Origin of the sequence: Streptomyces sp. NPDC047108, from assembly GCF_040643575.1 — a bacterium.
Classification (GTDB): Bacteria; Actinomycetota; Actinomycetes; order Streptomycetales; family Streptomycetaceae; genus Streptomyces.
Genome location: NZ_JBEYUP010000003.1, coordinates 483,241 through 500,064 on the forward strand (window position 1 = coordinate 483,241; position 16,824 = coordinate 500,064).

General features: G+C 73.5%; 13 protein-coding genes. 11 read left to right on the forward strand and 2 right to left on the reverse strand.

The features are described 5' to 3' along the window. The first annotated feature begins 94 nt into the window (after positions 1-94). On the forward strand, positions 95-1,327 hold the full coding sequence (gene hemW / locus ABZ822_RS10305; RefSeq protein ID WP_360849918.1) for a radical SAM family heme chaperone HemW: 1,233 nt from the start codon (positions 95-97) through the stop codon (positions 1,325-1,327). Between the two features lie 230 nt (positions 1,328-1,557). Then, a complete protein-coding gene (locus ABZ822_RS10310; protein WP_360850478.1) occupies positions 1,558-3,102 on the forward strand; it encodes an MFS transporter in 1,545 nt (514 codons plus the stop codon). Here the strand turns inward: ABZ822_RS10310 and ABZ822_RS10315 are convergent. Together ABZ822_RS10315 and ABZ822_RS10320 are read right to left on the reverse strand one after the other, a co-directional pair. Then, positions 3,089-3,910, reverse strand: coding sequence for a DUF3097 domain-containing protein (locus ABZ822_RS10315; protein ID WP_360849921.1), 822 nt, complete (start codon positions 3,908-3,910; stop codon positions 3,089-3,091). The two genes, ABZ822_RS10310 and ABZ822_RS10315, sit on opposite strands and share 14 nt — an antisense overlap. Before the next feature lie 34 nt (positions 3,911-3,944). Further along, a complete protein-coding gene (locus tag ABZ822_RS10320; RefSeq protein ID WP_360849924.1) occupies positions 3,945-4,682 on the reverse strand; it encodes an MBL fold metallo-hydrolase in 738 nt (245 codons plus the stop codon). 199 nt (positions 4,683-4,881) lie between these two features. Here ABZ822_RS10320 and hrcA point away from each other — a divergent pair, with 199 nt between their 5' ends. The 9 genes from hrcA to ABZ822_RS10365 all read left to right on the forward strand — a co-directional run bounded on the left by hrcA (position 4,882) and on the right by ABZ822_RS10365 (position 16,793). After that, positions 4,882-5,898 (forward strand): heat-inducible transcriptional repressor HrcA, encoded by a 1,017-nt coding sequence (gene hrcA / locus ABZ822_RS10325; protein ID WP_360849927.1) that lies wholly within the window; start codon positions 4,882-4,884, stop codon positions 5,896-5,898. Further along, on the forward strand, positions 5,899-7,032 hold the full coding sequence (gene dnaJ, locus ABZ822_RS10330; protein ID WP_360849930.1) for a molecular chaperone DnaJ: 1,134 nt from the start codon (positions 5,899-5,901) through the stop codon (positions 7,030-7,032). It abuts the gene before it with no gap. Positions 7,033-7,141: 109 nt separating this feature from the next. Next, positions 7,142-8,221, forward strand: a complete 1,080-nt coding sequence (locus ABZ822_RS10335) for a nitronate monooxygenase (protein WP_360849933.1) — start codon at positions 7,142-7,144, stop codon at positions 8,219-8,221. After that, complete coding sequence (locus ABZ822_RS10340) at positions 8,218-8,973, forward strand: 16S rRNA (uracil(1498)-N(3))-methyltransferase (RefSeq protein ID WP_360849936.1); 756 nt, start codon at positions 8,218-8,220, stop codon at positions 8,971-8,973. Before ABZ822_RS10335 ends, ABZ822_RS10340 begins: the two co-directional genes overlap by 4 nt. 202 nt (positions 8,974-9,175) lie before the next feature. Further along, entirely contained in the window at positions 9,176-12,424 is a 3,249-nt protein-coding gene (locus ABZ822_RS10345; protein ID WP_360849939.1) for a PDZ domain-containing protein, read from the forward strand. A 418-nt stretch (positions 12,425-12,842) separates the two neighbouring features. Continuing rightward, positions 12,843-14,261 (forward strand): AAA family ATPase, encoded by a 1,419-nt coding sequence (locus ABZ822_RS10350; protein ID WP_360849942.1) that lies wholly within the window; start codon positions 12,843-12,845, stop codon positions 14,259-14,261. A 34-nt stretch (positions 14,262-14,295) separates the two neighbouring features. Further along, complete coding sequence (locus ABZ822_RS10355; RefSeq protein WP_360849945.1) at positions 14,296-15,381, forward strand: tetratricopeptide repeat protein; 1,086 nt, start codon at positions 14,296-14,298, stop codon at positions 15,379-15,381. 116 nt (positions 15,382-15,497) lie between these two features. Then, positions 15,498-15,857: a histidine triad nucleotide-binding protein gene (locus ABZ822_RS10360; protein ID WP_360849948.1), complete on the forward strand. Its 360-nt coding sequence runs from the start codon at positions 15,498-15,500 to the stop codon at positions 15,855-15,857. A 12-nt stretch (positions 15,858-15,869) separates the two neighbouring features. Beyond that, positions 15,870-16,793 (forward strand): ribonuclease Z, encoded by a 924-nt coding sequence (locus tag ABZ822_RS10365; protein WP_360849951.1) that lies wholly within the window; start codon positions 15,870-15,872, stop codon positions 16,791-16,793. Positions 16,794-16,824 lie beyond the last annotated feature (31 nt).

Here is a 16,824-nt window from a genome sequence, read left to right on the forward strand (position 1 = left end):
GCCCGGGGCCCGTTCGTCTCCCCGGCCCCCGAAGGTCCGGGGCGCCGTGACCGGCCGGGCCGGGGCCATCCGTTCGGCAGTGGACAATGGGGGCATGCCCTCCGCACTGCCCGACGGCGAGCCCGTGCCCCATGACGGGACCCTGCCCGGCCACGCCCTCGACGGCGCCGCCGGCCGTCCGCTCGGCTTCTACCTGCACGTCCCGTACTGCGCGAGCCGCTGCGGCTACTGCGACTTCAACACCTACACCGCGAGCGAGCTGCGCGGCTCCGGCGGCGTCCTGGCCTCGCGCGAGAACTACGCGGACACCCTCACCGAGGAGATCCGGCTGGCCCGCAAGGTCCTCGGCGACGACCCGCGCCCCGTCGAGACGGTCTTCGTCGGCGGTGGCACGCCGACCCTCCTGCCCGCCGCCGACCTCGGCCGGATGCTCGCCGCGATCCGGGACGAGTTCGGTCTCGCTGACGGTGCCGAGATCACCACCGAGGCCAACCCGGAGTCCGTCGACCCGCGCTATCTCACCGGACTCCGCGAGGCGGGCTTCAACCGTGTCTCCTTCGGCATGCAGAGCGCGCGCCGCCACGTCCTCCAGGTCCTGGACCGCAACCACACCCCCGGGCGGCCCGAGGCCTGTGTCGCGGAGGCACGGGCCGCCGGGTTCGGCCATGTGAACCTCGACCTGATCTACGGGACGCCGGGGGAGAGCGAGACGGACTGGCGCGCCTCGCTGGACGCCGCGATCGGCGCCGGCCCCGACCATGTGTCCGCGTACGCCCTGATCGTCGAGGAGGGCACCCAGCTGGCCCGCCGTATCCGGCGCGGCGAGGTGCCGATGACCGACGACGACGTGCACGCCGACCGCTACCTCATGGCCGAGGAGACGCTGTCGGCCGCCGGGTTCGGCTGGTACGAGGTGTCGAACTGGGCCACGTCGGAGGAGAGGCGCTGCCGCCACAACGAGCTGTACTGGACCGGCGCCGACTGGTGGGGTGCGGGACCGGGCGCCCACAGCCATGTCGGCGGCGTCCGCTGGTGGAACGTCAAGCACCCGGGCGCGTACGCCCAGGCCCTGAGCGAGGGCCGCTCCCCGGGAGCGGGCCGCGAGGTCCTGGCCGGTGAGGACCGCAGGGTCGAACGCATCCTGCTGGAGCTCCGCCTGAAGGACGGCTGCCCGATGGACCTGCTCGCGCCGGCGGGCGCGCGGGCGGCCGGGCGCGCCTTGGAGGACGGGCTGCTGGAGCCGGGCCCGTACGCGTCCGGCCGGGCGGTGCTGACCCTGCGCGGACGCCTGCTCGCCGACGCCGTAGTGCGCGATCTGGTCGACTGAGGTGCGCGAGACGCGGCGGGAGCGGTGAGGGCCGGAGGAACGCGGGGAGTCCCCCGCCCGGCGCAAGGCGGCCGCCGCCGGGATGCCGTGTCCCGTGAGCTCCCGGAGAATCCTGTGATGTGAGTGACACGAGGGGCCCTTCGGGCCCTCAGCCACCTCCGTCATCACCTCGGGAGCCGGAGCGCACGGCCGAGGGGGAGGCACCGCGCGAGTCCGTGGCCCTGGCGGCCATGATGTTCGCGGTCGCGATGACCTTCATCGACCAGACCATCGTCTCCATCGCCGCGCCGAGCATCATCGAGGAGCTGAACCTCTCGTCCTCGGGCATGCAGTGGGTCGTCAACGCCTATCTGCTGACCCTCGCGGCCTTCTTCGCCCTCGGCGGGCGGCTGTCCGACGTCTTCGGGCACAAGCGGCTGATGCTCATCGGCACCGTCCTGTTCGTGGTCTCCTCCACGTTGTGCGGCGCCGTGCCCACCGGGGACGGTGCGCAGGCCTGGCTGATCACCTTCCGGGCGACCCAGGGCATCGGGGCGGCGTTCATGTTCCCGGCCGCGCTCGCCGTGGTCGTCGCCGTGTTCCCGGTGGAGCGGCGCGGCCGGGCGCTCGCGCTGTTCTTCGGGGTCTCCGGTGCGCTGACCGCCCTGGGCCCGCTGCTCGGCGGCTGGCTGACCACCTGGACCTGGCGCGCGATCTTCTGGGTCAACATCCCGGTCGCGATCATCGCCATCGCGCTGACGTTCGCGGCCCGTATCCGGAACGAGCGCCGCCGCGAGCCCGTCGACTGGGTCGGAGCGGCGCTCGTCGTCATCGGGATGGGCCTGAGCGTCCTGGGCCTGCAGCAGGCCAGCGCGTGGGGCTGGAGCAGCGCCGCGACCTGGGTGTGCATCCTGGGCGGCCTGGTGGTCCTCACGCTGTTCGTGGGCTACGAACTGCGGGCCCCCCACCCGCTCATCAAGCTGCACGTCTTCGCCGACCGGGCCTTCTCCGCCGACGTCGCCGTGCTGTTCTTCGCGATGATGGCGTTCGTCCCGGTGTTCTTCTTCACCTCGGTCTACGCCCAGGTCTCGCTCAGTTCGTCGCCCAACCAGGCCGCGCTCTTCCTGCTCTACTTCTTCGTCGGCTTCGCCATCGCCTCGCAGTGGGGCGGCCGCATCCTCGACAAGCAGGGCGCCAAGCCCGCCCTGCGGATCGGCACCGCGCTCGGCGCCGTCGGCTTCGCCCTCTGGGCCAACAAGCTCACCGATCTCTCGCTCCACGACCAGTGGCCGTACGCCGCGATGGCCGGCGCCGGAATCGGTTTCCTGCTCGCCCCCGCCTCGACCGATGCCGTGAACCGCTCCATCGGCGCCTCGTACGGCGAGGTCACCGGCATCACGCAGACCGCGCGCAACTACGCGGCCAGCATCGGCCTGGCGGTCTTCGGCACGGTGCTGACGCACACGATGACCGACCGCGTCGCCGGCACCCTGACGGCGCGCGGCGTGTCCGAGGCGGAGGCGCAGGCGTCGGCGCGGAGCATCGCCGAATCGGTCACCGGTCAGGCGGACGACCGCACGCCCACGGGCGAGAGCCCGCTCGCCCAGCTCGGCAGCGAGGCCATGAGCAGCATCCGCATGGACTTCGCCGAGGCGAACCAGGTCGTCTTCTACTGCATGGCCGGGGCGCTCGCCGTCGCGTTCCTCTGCTCCGCCTTCCACCCCGGGACGCGGGTCACGGGCGGCGAGCAGGAGCCGCAGGAACCGGGGGCCGGAACCGCCGCTACGGAGCGGTGACGAAGTCGATCAGCTCCTCGACCCGGCCCAGCAGCGCGGGCTCCAGGTCCTTGTAGCTGCCGACCGAGCCCAGGATGCGCTGCCACGCGGCACCCGTGTTCTCCGGCCAGCCGAGCGCCCGGCAGACGCCCGTCTTCCAGTCCTGGCCGCGCGGCACGGTGGGCCAGGCGGGGATGCCCACCGACGAGGGCTTCACCGCCTCCCAGATGTCGATGTACGGGTGGCCCACCACCAGCACGTCGTCGCCGGTCACCTCCGCGGCGATCCGGGACTCCTTGGATCCGGGCACCAAGTGGTCGACCAGCACGCCCAGTCGGGCGTCAGGGCCCGGCGCGAAGCCGTCGACGATGGCCGGGAGGTCGTCCACGCCCTCCAGGTACTCGACGACCACGCCCTCGATGCGCAGATCGTCGCCCCAGACCCGTTCGACGAGTTCGGCGTCGTGGCGCCCCTCGACGTAGATGCGCCCGGCGCGCGCGACCCGCGCCCGCGCGCCCGGGACGGCGACGGAGCCCGACGCCGTACGGGCGGGGGGACGCGGCGCGGCGACCGCGGGCCGTACGAGCGTGACGACCCGGCCCTCCAGCAGGAAGCCGCGGGGCGTCATGGGGAAGACGCGCTGCTTGAGGAAGCGGTCCTCCAGGGTGACGACCGGGCCCTCGGCCGTCTTCTCCCAGCGCACCACGGCGCCGCAGAAGCCGGTCGTGACCTCCTCCACCACCATGTCCGACTCCACCGGCACCTCGGGTGCGGGCTTCTGCTTCTTCCACGGAGGGGTGAGGTCGGGCCCGTAGCTTCGCTTGCGCATCCGACCGACCTTACGGAGCCGGGGCCGCCGGCGCCTACGACACGCCGAACCGCTCGGCCAGCTCGCCGCGCTGAGCCCGTACGAAGCCCGCGTCGACCACCGCTCCGTGGCCGGGCACGTACAGTGCGTCGTCCCCGCCGAGGTCCAGCAGGCGGTCCAGTGCGGCCGGCCACCGGGCCGGGATGGCGTCGGGACCCGCCTGCGGCTCGCCCGACTCCTCCACCAGGTCGCCGCAGAAGACGACGCTGCGCTCTCCCCCGCGCCCGGGCACGAGCACCGCCAGGTCGTGGCCGCTGTGCCCGGGACCGACGTTGACCAGGACCGCGTCCCTGCCGTCGCCGAGCGGAACCGTCATCTCCCCGCTGACCAGATGGTCCGGCCGCAGCAGCATCTCGGCCGCCTCGGCCGCGCTCTCCCCGTCGACCCCGTGCCGCACCGCGTCCTCGCGCAGCGCCTCGCGCGCTCGCGTGCCGCCCAGCATCAGGTCCATCCGGATCGCGCCGTAGACCTCCGTCCCCGCGAACGCCGCGGCGCCCAGGACATGATCGAAGTGCGGGTGCGTGAGTGCGAGATGCGTCACCCGGCGCCCCAGCATCTCCTCCGCCTGCTGCCTCAGCTGGGCGCCCTCGCGCAGGGTGGCGCCCGCGTCCACCATCAGCACGGCGGAAGGACCGTGGACCAGACCGGCCGTCGCGTCCCAGCCCGGCAGGCGGCGGCGGGCGACGCCCGGGGTGAGCTGCTCCCAGCCCGCCTCTTCCCAAGTGCGGTTCATACGACGACGCTAGTCCCAGCCAGGTAGCGTTGCTCGCTGCCGAATTCACCGGACCGCCGGCGCGGGACGGGGGCCGGCGGGCGAGTCGGCCGCCCTTGCCCTGGTCATACCACCGCGCCGTACACTGGCCCGGGGGAAGCTGGCACTCAGGCACAGGGAGTGCCAAGCCCGGACCGAGGAACCGAAGCTGGAGGTGCGCATGCTCAGCGAACGCAGACTCGAAGTGCTGCGCGCCATCGTCCAGGACTACGTCGGCACGGAGGAGCCCGTCGGCTCCAAGGCGCTCACGGAGCGGCACGGCCTCGGTGTCTCGCCGGCCACCGTCCGCAACGACATGGCGGTGCTGGAGGACGAGGGGTACATCGCCCAGCCGCACACCAGCGCGGGCCGTATCCCGACGGACAAGGGCTACCGCCTCTTCGTCGACAAGCTGGCCGGCGTCAAGCCGCTGTCCCAGGCCGAGCGCCGCGCCATCCAGAACTTCCTGGACGGCGCCGTCGACCTCGACGACGTGGTCGGCCGTACGGTCCGGCTGCTGGCGCAGCTCACCCGTCAGGTCGCCGTGGTGCAGTACCCGTCGCTGACGCGCTCGACCATCCGGCATGTGGAGCTGCTGTCGCTGGCTCCCGCCCGGCTGATGCTGGTACTGATCACGGACACCGGCCGCGTCGAGCAGCGCATGGTCGACCTGCCGGCGCCGTTCGGCGAGACCTCGCTGGCCGACCTGCGGGCGCGGCTCAACAGCCGGGTCGTCAGCAGGCGGTTCGCGGATGTGCCCCAGCTCGTACAGGACCTCCCCGAATCCTTCGAGGCGGAGGACCAGCCCGCGGTCTCCACGGTCCTGGCGACGCTGCTGGAGACCCTGGTCGAGGAGACCGAGGAGCGACTGGTGATCGGCGGCACCGCCAATCTCACCCGCTTCGGGCACGACTTCCCCCTGACCATCCGGCCGGTGCTGGAAGCCCTCGAGGAGCAGGTGGTGCTCCTCAAGCTGCTCGGGGAGGCCAAGGACCCGGGCATGACCGTACGAATCGGGCATGAGAACGTTCATGAGGGGCTGACGTCCACATCGGTCGTCGCGGTCGGCTACGGTTCGGGCGACGAGGCAGTGGCCAAACTCGGCGTGGTCGGACCGACCCGCATGGACTACCCCGGAACGATGGGAGCGGTACGCGCAGTGGCACGTTACGTCGGACAGATCCTGGCGGAGTCGTAAGTGGCCACGGATTACTACGCCGTACTAGGCGTGCGCCGCGACGCAGGGCAGGACGAGATCAAGAAGGCGTTCCGGCGCCTCGCCCGTGAACTGCACCCGGACGTCAACCCGGATCCGAAGACCCAGGAGCGGTTCAAGGAGATCAACGCCGCTTACGAGGTGCTCTCCGACCCGCAGAAGAAGCAGGTCTACGACCTCGGTGGCGACCCGCTCTCCGGCGCCGCCGCGGGTGGCGCGGGCGGCTTCGGGGCGGGCTTCGGCAACTTCTCCGACATCATGGACGCCTTCTTCGGCACCGCGTCCCAGCGCGGGCCGCGGTCCCGTACGCGGCGCGGCCAGGACGCCATGATCCGGCTCGACATCGAGCTGGACGAGGCGGCCTTCGGCACCACGAAGGACATCCAGGTCGACACCGCCGTCGTGTGCACCACGTGCTCCGGCGAGGGCGCGGCACCCGGCACCTCCCCGCAGACCTGCGACATGTGCCGCGGGCGCGGTGAGGTCTCGCAGGTGACGCGGTCCTTCCTCGGCCAGGTCATGACCTCGCGGCCGTGCCCGCAGTGCCAGGGCTTCGGCACGGTCGTGCCCACCCCGTGCCCGGAGTGCGCGGGCGACGGGCGCATCCGCTCGCGGCGCACGCTGACCGTCAAGATCCCGGCGGGCGTCGACAACGGCACCCGGATCCAGCTCGCGGGCGAGGGCGAGGTCGGCCCGGGCGGCGGCCCCGCGGGCGATCTGTACGTCGAGATCCACGAGATGCCGCACCCGGTGTTCCAGCGGCGCGGGGACGACCTGCACTGCACGGTCACCATCCCGATGACCGCGGCCGCCCTCGGCACGCAGGTGCCGCTGGAGACGCTCGACGGGCTGGAGGAGGTCGACATCCGTCCCGGCACGCAGTCCGGGCAGTCGATCCCGCTGCACCAGCGCGGCATCACGCATCTGCGCGGTGGCGGGCGCGGTGACCTGGTGGTCCACGTCGAGGTCCAGACGCCGTCGAAGCTCGATCCGCCGCAGGAGGACCTGCTGCGGCAGCTCGCGAAGCTGCGCGGCGAGGAGCGTCCCGCGGGGCACTTCCAGCCGGGACAGCAGGGGCTCTTCTCCCGTCTGAAGGACGCCTTCAACGGCCGCTGACCGGAGTTGCCGGCAGGTGTCCGCCCGGGGCCCGGCCCCGGCGGACGCCCGCTCGCACCGGGGCTGACCCGATCAGCCGCGGGACGGCACCGCGTGACACCATACGGCCATGCCCTCCGTGTTCTCCGATCTGTCGCCGTACCCGATCGTGCAGGCCCCCATGGCCGGCGGGGCCTCCTGCCCCGAGCTGGCCGCCGCCGTGTGCGACGCGGGCGGCCTGGGTTTCCTCGCTGCCGGGTACAAGACGCCGGAGGCGATGTACCAGGAGATCAAGCAGCTCCGCGGGCTGACCGAGCGCCCCTTCGGGGTGAACGTCTTCATGCCGCAGCCCTCCCTCGCCGACCCGGGCGCGCTCGAGGTCTACCGCGAGCAGCTCTCCGGCGAGGCCTCCTGGTACGAGACGCCGCTCGGCGACACCGACGGCAGCCTGGACGACGCGTACGAGGCCAAGCTCGCGATCCTGCTCGACGACCCCGTCCCCGTCGTCTCCTTCACCTTCGGCTGCCCCTCGCGCGCCGCCCTCGACGCGTTCACCAAGACCGGCACGCTCACGGTCGTCACCGTCACCAGCGCCGCCGAGGCGCAGGCGGCACAGTGGGCGGGCGCCGACGCCGTGTGCGTCCAGGGGATAGAGGCCGGAGGCCACCAGAGCACCCACCACGACGACCCGCAGGCCGACGGCACCTCGTCCGGGGTCGGTCTGCTGACGCTCGTCACGCAGGTCAGCGAGGCCGTACAGCTTCCGATCATCGCCGCGGGCGGGCTGATGCGGGGCAGCCAGATCGCGGGTGCCCTGGCCGCCGGTGCGGAGGCGGCCCAGCTCGGCACCGCCTTCCTCGTGGCCCCCGAGTCGGGCGCCAACGCCCTGCACAAGCGGGCCATGACCGATCCGCTGTTCCCGCGGACCGAGTTGACCCGGGCCTTCTCGGGCCGCCCGGCCCGCGGCCTGGTCAACCGGTTCATCCGGGAGCACGGGCGCTACGCCCCGGCCGCTTACCCTCAGATCCACCACATGACCGCGGGACTGCGTAAGGCCGCAGCCACGGCGGGCGACCCGCAGGGCATGGCGCTCTGGGCGGGGCAGGGCCACCGGATGGCCCGTCAGCTCCCTGCCGGTGAGCTGGTCGAGGTGCTGGTGGCCGAACTGGAGTCGGCGCGCGAGTCGTTGGTGACCGGAGCCCCGTCGTGACGGCACCGGTCTTCCTGGCCGAGCGCGACCTGCTGCACCGGCTCCGGCAGGAGGGCGCCACGACCGTCACGCTGGACGGGCCCGAGGGGCGGCACGCGGTGTCGGTACGGCGGCTGCGCGCCGGCGAGGAGATCGTGCTGACGGACGGTGCGGGCACCGGCGCGTACGGGACCGTGGCCGCCGTGGAGGGCAAGGACCGCCTGGAGGTCGCCGTCTCCGCGTGGCACGAGGAGCCCGCGCCGCGGCCCCGCATCACCGTCGTGCAGGCGCTGCCCAAGGGCGACCGGGGCGAACTCGCCGTCGAGACCATGACGGAGACCGGCGTCGACGCCATCGTGCCCTGGACGGCGGCGCGTTGTGTCACGCAGTGGCGGGGCGAGCGCGGCGCGAAGGCGCTGACGAAGTGGCGGAACACCGCCCGCGAGGCGGGCAAGCAGGCCCGCCGCCTCCGCTTCCCGGACGTGACCGAGCCGATGACGACCTCCCGGGTCGCCGGGCTGCTCGCGAAGGCGGAGTTCGCGGCGGTGCTCCACGAGGAGGGCGGCGAGCCGCTGGCCACCGCCGAACTCCCCGCCGAGGGCGACCTCGTGCTCGTCGTCGGCCCCGAAGGCGGCGTCTCCCCCGAGGAGCTGGCCGCGTTCGGGGAGGCGGGGGCGAAGCCGTACCGGCTCGGCCCGACCGTGCTGCGCACCTCCACGGCGGGTACCGCGGCGACGGCCCTGCTGCTGGGCCGTACGGGCCGCTGGTCCTGAAACGGGCGGCGGACCACGAGCGCGGGGGCCCGTAAGGCGTCGTGCCGTTCGCCCGGGCCGTGGACCACGCACGGTCGCCCCGGCCGGAGCGTTGCCGTCCGGTGCGGCGCGCCCCCATCTCGCCCCCGCCGCCACCGCATTCAGGCCATCGAGTACCGGAAATTGCTGGTAGGGCCCCTGGCGCGTGATTAGTGTGGCGGGCGTGACGCAGCCTTCGACGCCCTCTTCGCCGCAGCCCTCGTACCTCCGCCATCCGCATCTGCACGGTGAGTCGATCACCTTCACCGCAGAGGACGACGTCTGGGCGGCGCCCCTGGACGGGGGGCGCGCCTGGAGGGTCAGCGCCGACAACATGCCCGTCTCGTCGCCGCGGATCGCGCCGGACGGCGAGCACATCGCCTGGACCTCCACCCGCGACGGGGCGCCCGAGGTGCACGTCGCGCCGGTCGACGGCGGTCCCTCCAAGCGCCTCACCCACTGGGGGAGTTGGAAGACGGCCGTCCGCGGCTGGACACCGGACGGCGAGGTGCTGGCGATCAGCACCTACGGCCAGGCCTCGCTCCGCCGCACCTGGGCGCGGGCGCTCCCACTGGACGGCGGGCCCGCCCGCACGCTGCCGTACGGGCCGGTCGGTGACGTGGCGTACGGCCCGCGCGGCGCCGTGCTGCTGCTGTCCGCCACCATGGGCCGCGAGGCCGCCGCGTGGAAGCGCTACCGCGGGGGCACGGCGGGCAAGTTGTGGCTCGACAGCGACGGGTCGGGCGAGTTCGGGCGGCTCCACGCGGACCTCGACGGGAACATGGAGTTCCCCCTCTGGGTGGGTGACCGGGTCGCGTTCCTCTCCGACCACGAGGGCACCGGCGCGCTCTACTCCTCGCACCCCGACGGCTCGGACCTCCGCCGCCACACACCACTCGACGGCTTCTACGCCCGCCACGCCGCCACCGACGGCACCCGCGTCACCTACTCCTCCGGCGGCGAACTCTGGCTGCTGGACGACCTGGAGAGCGCCGAGCCGCGGCGCCTGACCGTCCGTCTCGGCGGCCAGCGCACCGACCTCCAGCCGCATCCGGTGCGGGCCGCCGCCTATCTCGGCGACGCCCGCCCCGACCGTACGGGCCGGGGCAGTGCCGTCGAGGTGCGCGGCAGCATCCACTGGGTCACCCACCGCGAGGGCCCCGCCCGCGCGCTCGCGGCCACACCGGGCGTACGGGGGCGGCTGCCCCGGGTCTTCCGGGCGGGCGGCGGCAGCGAGGAGCACGTCGTCTGGGTCACCGACGCGGAGGGCGAGGACGCCCTGGAGTTCGCGCCTTCCGCCGGCACGGCACCGGGCGCGGCCCCCCGCCGCATCGGGGCAGGGCAGTTCGGCCGCGTCCTCGACCTCGCCATGGCACCGGACGGCAGCCGCGCGGCCGTCGCCTCCCACGACGGGCGGGTCCTGCTCGTCGAGCGCGAGTCGGGAGAGGTGCGCGAGGTCGCCCGCAGCGAGTTCGGCGACGCCGACGGGCTGATGTTCTCGCCCGACTCCGGCTGGCTCGCCTGGTCCCACCCGGGCCCCGGCCCGCTGCGCCAGCTCAAGATCGCCAACGCCACGGACCTCTCCGTCGCCGATGCCACCCCACTCCGCTTCAACGACTTCTCGCCCGCCTTCACCGCCGACGGCAAGCACCTGGCGTTCCTCTCCGAGCGTGCCTTCGACCCGGTCTACGACGCGCACGTCTTCGACCTGGCCTTCGTCGGCGCCTGCCGCCCGCACCTGATCACGCTCGCCGCGACCACGCCGTCGCCCTTCGGACCGCAGCGCCACGGCCGCCCCCGCGAGGACGACAAGCCGGACCACGACGGCGGCGACCAGGACCAGGACCAGACACCCCCCGCCACCCGGATCGACCTCGACGGGCTCGCCGACCGCATCGTGCCCTTCCCGGTCGAGGCCGGCCGGTTCTCCACGCTGCGCTCCGCGGAGGACGGCGTGCTGTGGCTGCGCCATCCGATGCGCGGCGTCCTCGGCTCGGGGCTGGCCACGCCCGAGGACGACGGGCCGACCACGGCGCTCGTCCGCTACGACCTCGCGCAGCGGCGGCTGGAGGAACTGGCCGGTGACGTCGACGACTTCGCGGTCAGCGGCGACGGCAAGCGGGTCCTGCTCTCCACCGACGGGAAGCTGCGGGCCGTACCGGCCGACGCCAAATCCAACGACGACGAGGAGAGCGACAACAGCGTCACGGTCGACCTCTCCCGGATCCGGCTGACCGTCGACCCGGCCGCCGAGTGGCGGCAGATGTACGACGAGGCCGGGCGCCTCATGCGCGACAACTTCTGGCGCCCGGACCTCGGCGGCACGGACTGGGACGCCGTCCTGGACCGCTACCGCCCGGCGCTCGCCCGCGTCGCCACCCACGACGACCTGGTGGACCTGCTGTGGGAGGTCCAGGGCGAACTGGGCACCTCCCACGCGTACGTCACCCCGCCGGGCGGCTGGGGCGACCCCGCGCACCGTCAGGGGCTGCTCGGCGCCGATCTCGCGCGGGACGACGAGGGCGCGTGGCGAATCGAGCGCATCCTGCCGTCCGAGACCTCCGACCCGGGCGCGCGCTCCCCGCTGGCGGCCCCGGGCGTGGCCGTACGCGCCGGGGACGCGATCCTGGCCGTCGACGGCCACCGGGTCGATTCGGTGACCGGACCCGGGCCGCTGCTCGTCGGCGCCGCGGGCAAGCCGGTCGAACTCACCGTCGCCCCGTCCGGAGGGGGCGACCCGCGGCACGTCGTGGTCGTCCCGACCGAGGACGAGGAGCCGATGCGCTACCACGCCTGGGTCGCGGGACGGCGGGCGTATGTGCACGAACAGTCCGGCGGGCGCCTCGGCTATCTGCACGTCCCCGACATGCAGGCGCCGGGCTGGGCCCAGATCCACCGCGACCTGCGGGTCGAAGTCGCCCGCGAGGGCCTGGTGGTGGACGTCCGAGAGAACCGCGGCGGCCACACCTCCCAGCTCGTCGTGGAGAAGCTGGCCCGCCGCATCGTCGGCTGGGACCTGCCGCGCGGTATGCAGCCGGTCAGCTATCCGCAGGACGCGCCGCGTGGGCCGGTCGTCGCTGTCGCCAACCAGTTCTCCGGCTCCGACGGCGACATCGTCAACGCGGCCGTCAAGGCCCTGGGCCTCGGACCGGTGGTCGGGGAGCGCACCTGGGGCGGCGTCATCGGCATCGACCGCCGCTACTCGCTGGTCGACGGTACGGAGGTCACCCAGCCCAAGTACGCCTTCTGGCTGGAGGGTTACGGCTGGGGCGTGGAGAACCACGGCGTCGACCCGGACGTGGAGATCGTCCACGCCCCTCAGGACTCGGCGGCGGACCGCGACCCGCAGCTCGACGAGGCGATCCGTATCGCCCTGGCGGCGCTCTCCGAGAACCCGGCGAAGATCCCGCCGGAGCTCCCGCAACTCCCGTAGCCCTTGGGCGGCTTGGGGTGGTGGCTCTCCGGCCCGGTTGTTGCCGGACCGGGGAGCCGCGCCGAGCGTGTGCCCGTGGACGGTCGGCAGACCGGACCGGGGGCCCTCGGTATGCACGGGGCGCACCTCGCCCCGCGCCGGGGGGCGTCAGGCCCCAGCAGCTGGGCGGCTGCGGGCTCTTCCGGGTGTCTGGAGCCAGCCGTTCGTCCCCGGGGGTTCCCTGGCGGGCGGCACCGACCGCGTACGCACCCCTCGGTGGACGCCGCACCGCCCGGTGGACGCCGCGCCGCCTTGCCGGGGTCGTCGGCGCGGGAGCGGCCGAGCCGTGCGGCCTGCCCCGGGGCATTGCCCGCCCCGTGGCGTTGTCCCGGGGCGACCTGGCGTTCTGCGCGTCAGGGGCCCTCCGTAGGGTGGTGCCATGGCCGAGGAGACACCGCTCATCCGCAGTCTGCGTTCCGCCGTCGACGCCGCGCCGGACGATGTTCCCCTCCGGCTGCACCTGGCCGAGTTGCTGCTCGGCGCCGAACGGGCGGACGAGGCCGTGGCCGAGATCGCGGCCGCCCTCCAGCGCGCCCCGGGCGACGCGCAGGCGCGTGCCCTGATGGCGCGGGCCATGGGCGGCGGGCCGACGGTGACCCCGGACTCCCCGGACGCCCCGACACCCCCGACCCATGCCCCGAAACAGCCCGAACACCGGGGCCACCAGGGCGGGTTCGACTGGCAGGCGGCCGAGCGCGAGGTCGGGGACGTCGTTCCGCCGCGTTTCGTGGAGTCCACCGGCGACGACCCACGAGGCGACGACCCACGAGGCGACGACCCACGAGGCGACGACCCACGAGGCGACGACCCACACGGCGGCGACTCGCGCCGGGGCGACTCACACCACGGCCACGACGGACCGCGCCGGGAGCGGCCCCTCGCCGCCGAAGGCCCCGCCGATCCCGGCGGCGCCTCGACGTGGGACGTCGAGGCCGCCGGCGCCGTGCGCCTCGCCGACGTCGGCGGCATGCACGAGGTCAAGGAGCGCCTGGAGGCCGCCTTCCTCGCGCCCATGCGCAACCCCGAACTGCGCAAGCTGTACGGCAAGAGCCTCCGCGGCGGGCTGATGCTCTACGGTCCGCCGGGCTGCGGGAAGACGTTCATCGCCCGCGCCGTCGCGGGCGAACTCGGCGCGCGGTTCCTGTCCGTGTCGCTCAGCGACGTCCTCGACATGTGGATCGGGGCCAGCGAACGGAATCTGCACGACATCTTCCGGACCGCCCGTTCCTCCTCCCCCTGCGTCCTCTTCCTCGACGAGATCGACGCCCTCGGCGCCAAGCGCAGCCGTATGCACCACAGCGGGCTCCGCAACACCGTCAACCAGCTCCTCACCGAGCTGGACGGGGTGAACGGCGACAACGACGGCGTCTTCGTCCTCGCCGCCACCAACCACCCCTGGGACGTGGACACCGCCCTGCGCCGCCCCGGCCGCTTCGACCGCACCCTGCTCGTGCTGCCGCCCGACGCGCCCGCCCGCGAGGCGATCCTCCGCTACCACCTGCGTGAACGCCCGGTCGCCGGGATCGACTTGGGCAAGCTCGTCCGCCGGACCGACGGCTTCTCCGGCGCTGACCTCGCCCACCTCTGCGAGTCCGCGTCCGAGCGCGCGCTGCTGGACTCCGTCAGGACCGGTGAGGCGCGGATGATCGGCATGCCGGACCTGCTGGAGGCGGCGAAGCAGCTCCGGCCGTCCACCGACGCCTGGTTCGCCTCCGCCCGCAATGTCGCGATGTTCAGCAACGAGGGCGGCATGTACGACGACCTGCTCGCCTATCTCAAGCGCAAGAGGAAGCTGTGACACGGCCCGTGCCCGCCGGAAGGGGCGGGCGCCGGTGACCGCGGCCGTCGAGACCCTGCGCCGCGCGCAGGCCCTCGCCGACGTCGGCCGGTACGCACAGGCGGCCGAACTCCTCGTCCAGTACCTCGCCTCGGACCCCGGCAGCGCCCCCGCCTGGGCCGAACTGGCCCGCTGCCGCTCCCTCCTCGATGACAACGAGGGCGCCCTGCACGCCGCCGACCAGTCCCTCGCCGCCGATCCTTCGCAGGCCCGGGCCTGGCAGACGCGCGCCGCCGCACTGGCCGACCTCGGCCGCTACCCGGAGGCGCTGGCCTCCGCGCAGGAGGCCGTACGGGCCGAACCGGGCTATTGGGGCGGTCATCTGGTCCTCGCCAGCACCCTGCTCCGCCAGGGGCGTTCGGCCGACGCGTACGAGGTCGCCCGCCGCGTCGTCCATCTGGAACCGGAGGAGTCCCGTGCGCACTACATGGTCGGCATCAGCGCCCAGATGCTGCGCAACTACCCCGTGGCGGAACAGGCTTATCGCGAGTCCCTGCGTCTGGACCCGGAGAACACCTACGCCCGCAACAACCTCTCCGTGCTCCACATGAACCGGCGGCTCGGCAACCGCAGCCGCTGGAGCCTGGCCCTGGAGGGGTTCGCCGATGTGGCCGCCGTCGACCTCGAGGACCGCACCGCCCGCTACAACCTCGAGGTCATGGTCTTCGGCGCGGTCGCCAAGACCCGGTGGATCGCCGCGCTCGGCCTCTTCGCCGCGGTGATCTGCGCCTCCGCGTCAGGGGCGGGCCAGGGCTTCCCGCCGGAGCCCGGTGCGCTCGGCCCCCGCCTGGCCGCACTCGCCGTCATCGCCGCGCTCTGGGCCGCCTGGGCGTGGCGCGTGCGCTCCCGCGTCCCGGTACGGCTGCGGCGCCCGCTGGTCGCGCTGGGCCGCCGCAGCGTGCCCGTCATGGTCCTGGCCGGTGTCGTCGCCCTGATGGCCCTGGTGTCGGTGCTGATCGTGGCCGTGCCGTGGACCGACGCCGCCTTCCTCGGCGCGACCGTCGCGCCGTCCGTCTGGCTGGTGGTCCTGTCGTACTGGATCTGCCGGGCGGCGCTGCGGCGGCGCAGGCCCAAGGATTGAATCAGGGCAGGTACGGGCCGCTAGCATGCGATCCGTACACGATCGACACGGATGATCCGCGGCACGGTCCGCCCGTACGGGGCGGTGCGGTGATCGGCGCGAAGGAGGCCCGGACCATGGCCGGAGAGCGGCAGGACGACTGCCTGTTCTGCAAGATCGTCGCGGGGGAGGTCCCGGCGGACGTGGTCCGCGAGACCGGCACGACGCTCGCGTTCCGCGACATCAACCCCCAGGCGCCGACGCACGTCCTCGTCGTCCCCAAGGCCCACTACCGTGACGCCGCGTCGCTGGCGGCCGCCGACCCTCAGGTGACGGCGGACGTGCTGCGCGAGGCGGGCGAGGTCGCGGCCGGGGACAAGGTCGACGGGACGGGCTACCGCATCGTGTTCAACACCGGCAGCGGCGCGGGCCAGACCGTGTGGCACGCCCATGCCCACGTCCTGGGCGGCCGCGGCCTCAACTGGCCCCCGGGATAAGGCGAAGCGTCCATGTCCGCCCGCGAACTCGTCGTCCTCGGCACCGCGAGCCAGGTGCCCACCCGGCACCGCAACCACAACGGCTATCTGCTGCGGTGGGACGGCGAGGGCATCCTCTTCGACCCCGGTGAGGGCACCCAGCGGCAGATGCTGCTCGCGGGCGTCGCCGCCCACGACATCAACCGGATCTGCATCACGCACTTCCACGGCGATCATTCCCTGGGCGTGGCCGGGGTGATCCAGCGCATCAACCTCGACCGGGTGCCGCATCCGGTGACCGCGCACTTCCCGGCCAGTGGCGAGCGCTTCTTCGGGCGGCTGCGGTACTCCACGGCGTACCACGAGCGGGCCCGGATCGTGGAGCGGCCCGTCGGCGGCGAGGGCGAAGTGCTGGTCGAGGGGCCGCCGTTCACCCTCGAGGCCCGTCTCCTCTCGCACCCGGTGGAGGCCTACGGCTACCGCCTCACCGAGCCCGACGGCCACCGCATGCTGCCGGAGCGGCTGGCGGCGTACGGGATCGGCGGGGCCGACATCGGGCGGCTCCAGCGCGACGGCGCCCTGGAGGTGGCCGGTCACGGCACGGTCGCCCTCGGACAGGTCAGCGAGGCGCGGCGGGGGCAGCGGTTCGCGTTCGTGATGGACACCCGGATGTGCGAGGGCGTGCACGCGCTGGCCGAGGGCTGCGATCTGCTCGTCATCGAGTCCACGTTCCTGGACGAGGCGGCGGACATCGCCGAGGAGCACGGTCATCTGACGGCAGGTCAGGCGGGCCGGGTGGCGGCGGAGGCGGGCGTACGGCATCTGGTGCTCACCCACTTCTCGCAGCGGTACGCGGAGCCGGCCGACTTCGAACGGCAGGCGCGGGCCGCCGGGTTCGACGGTGAGCTGACCATCGCCCGCGACCTCGACCGCATTCCGTTCCCGAAGCGGATCTGAACGCTCCGGCGGGCTCGCCGGTCACCGCGCG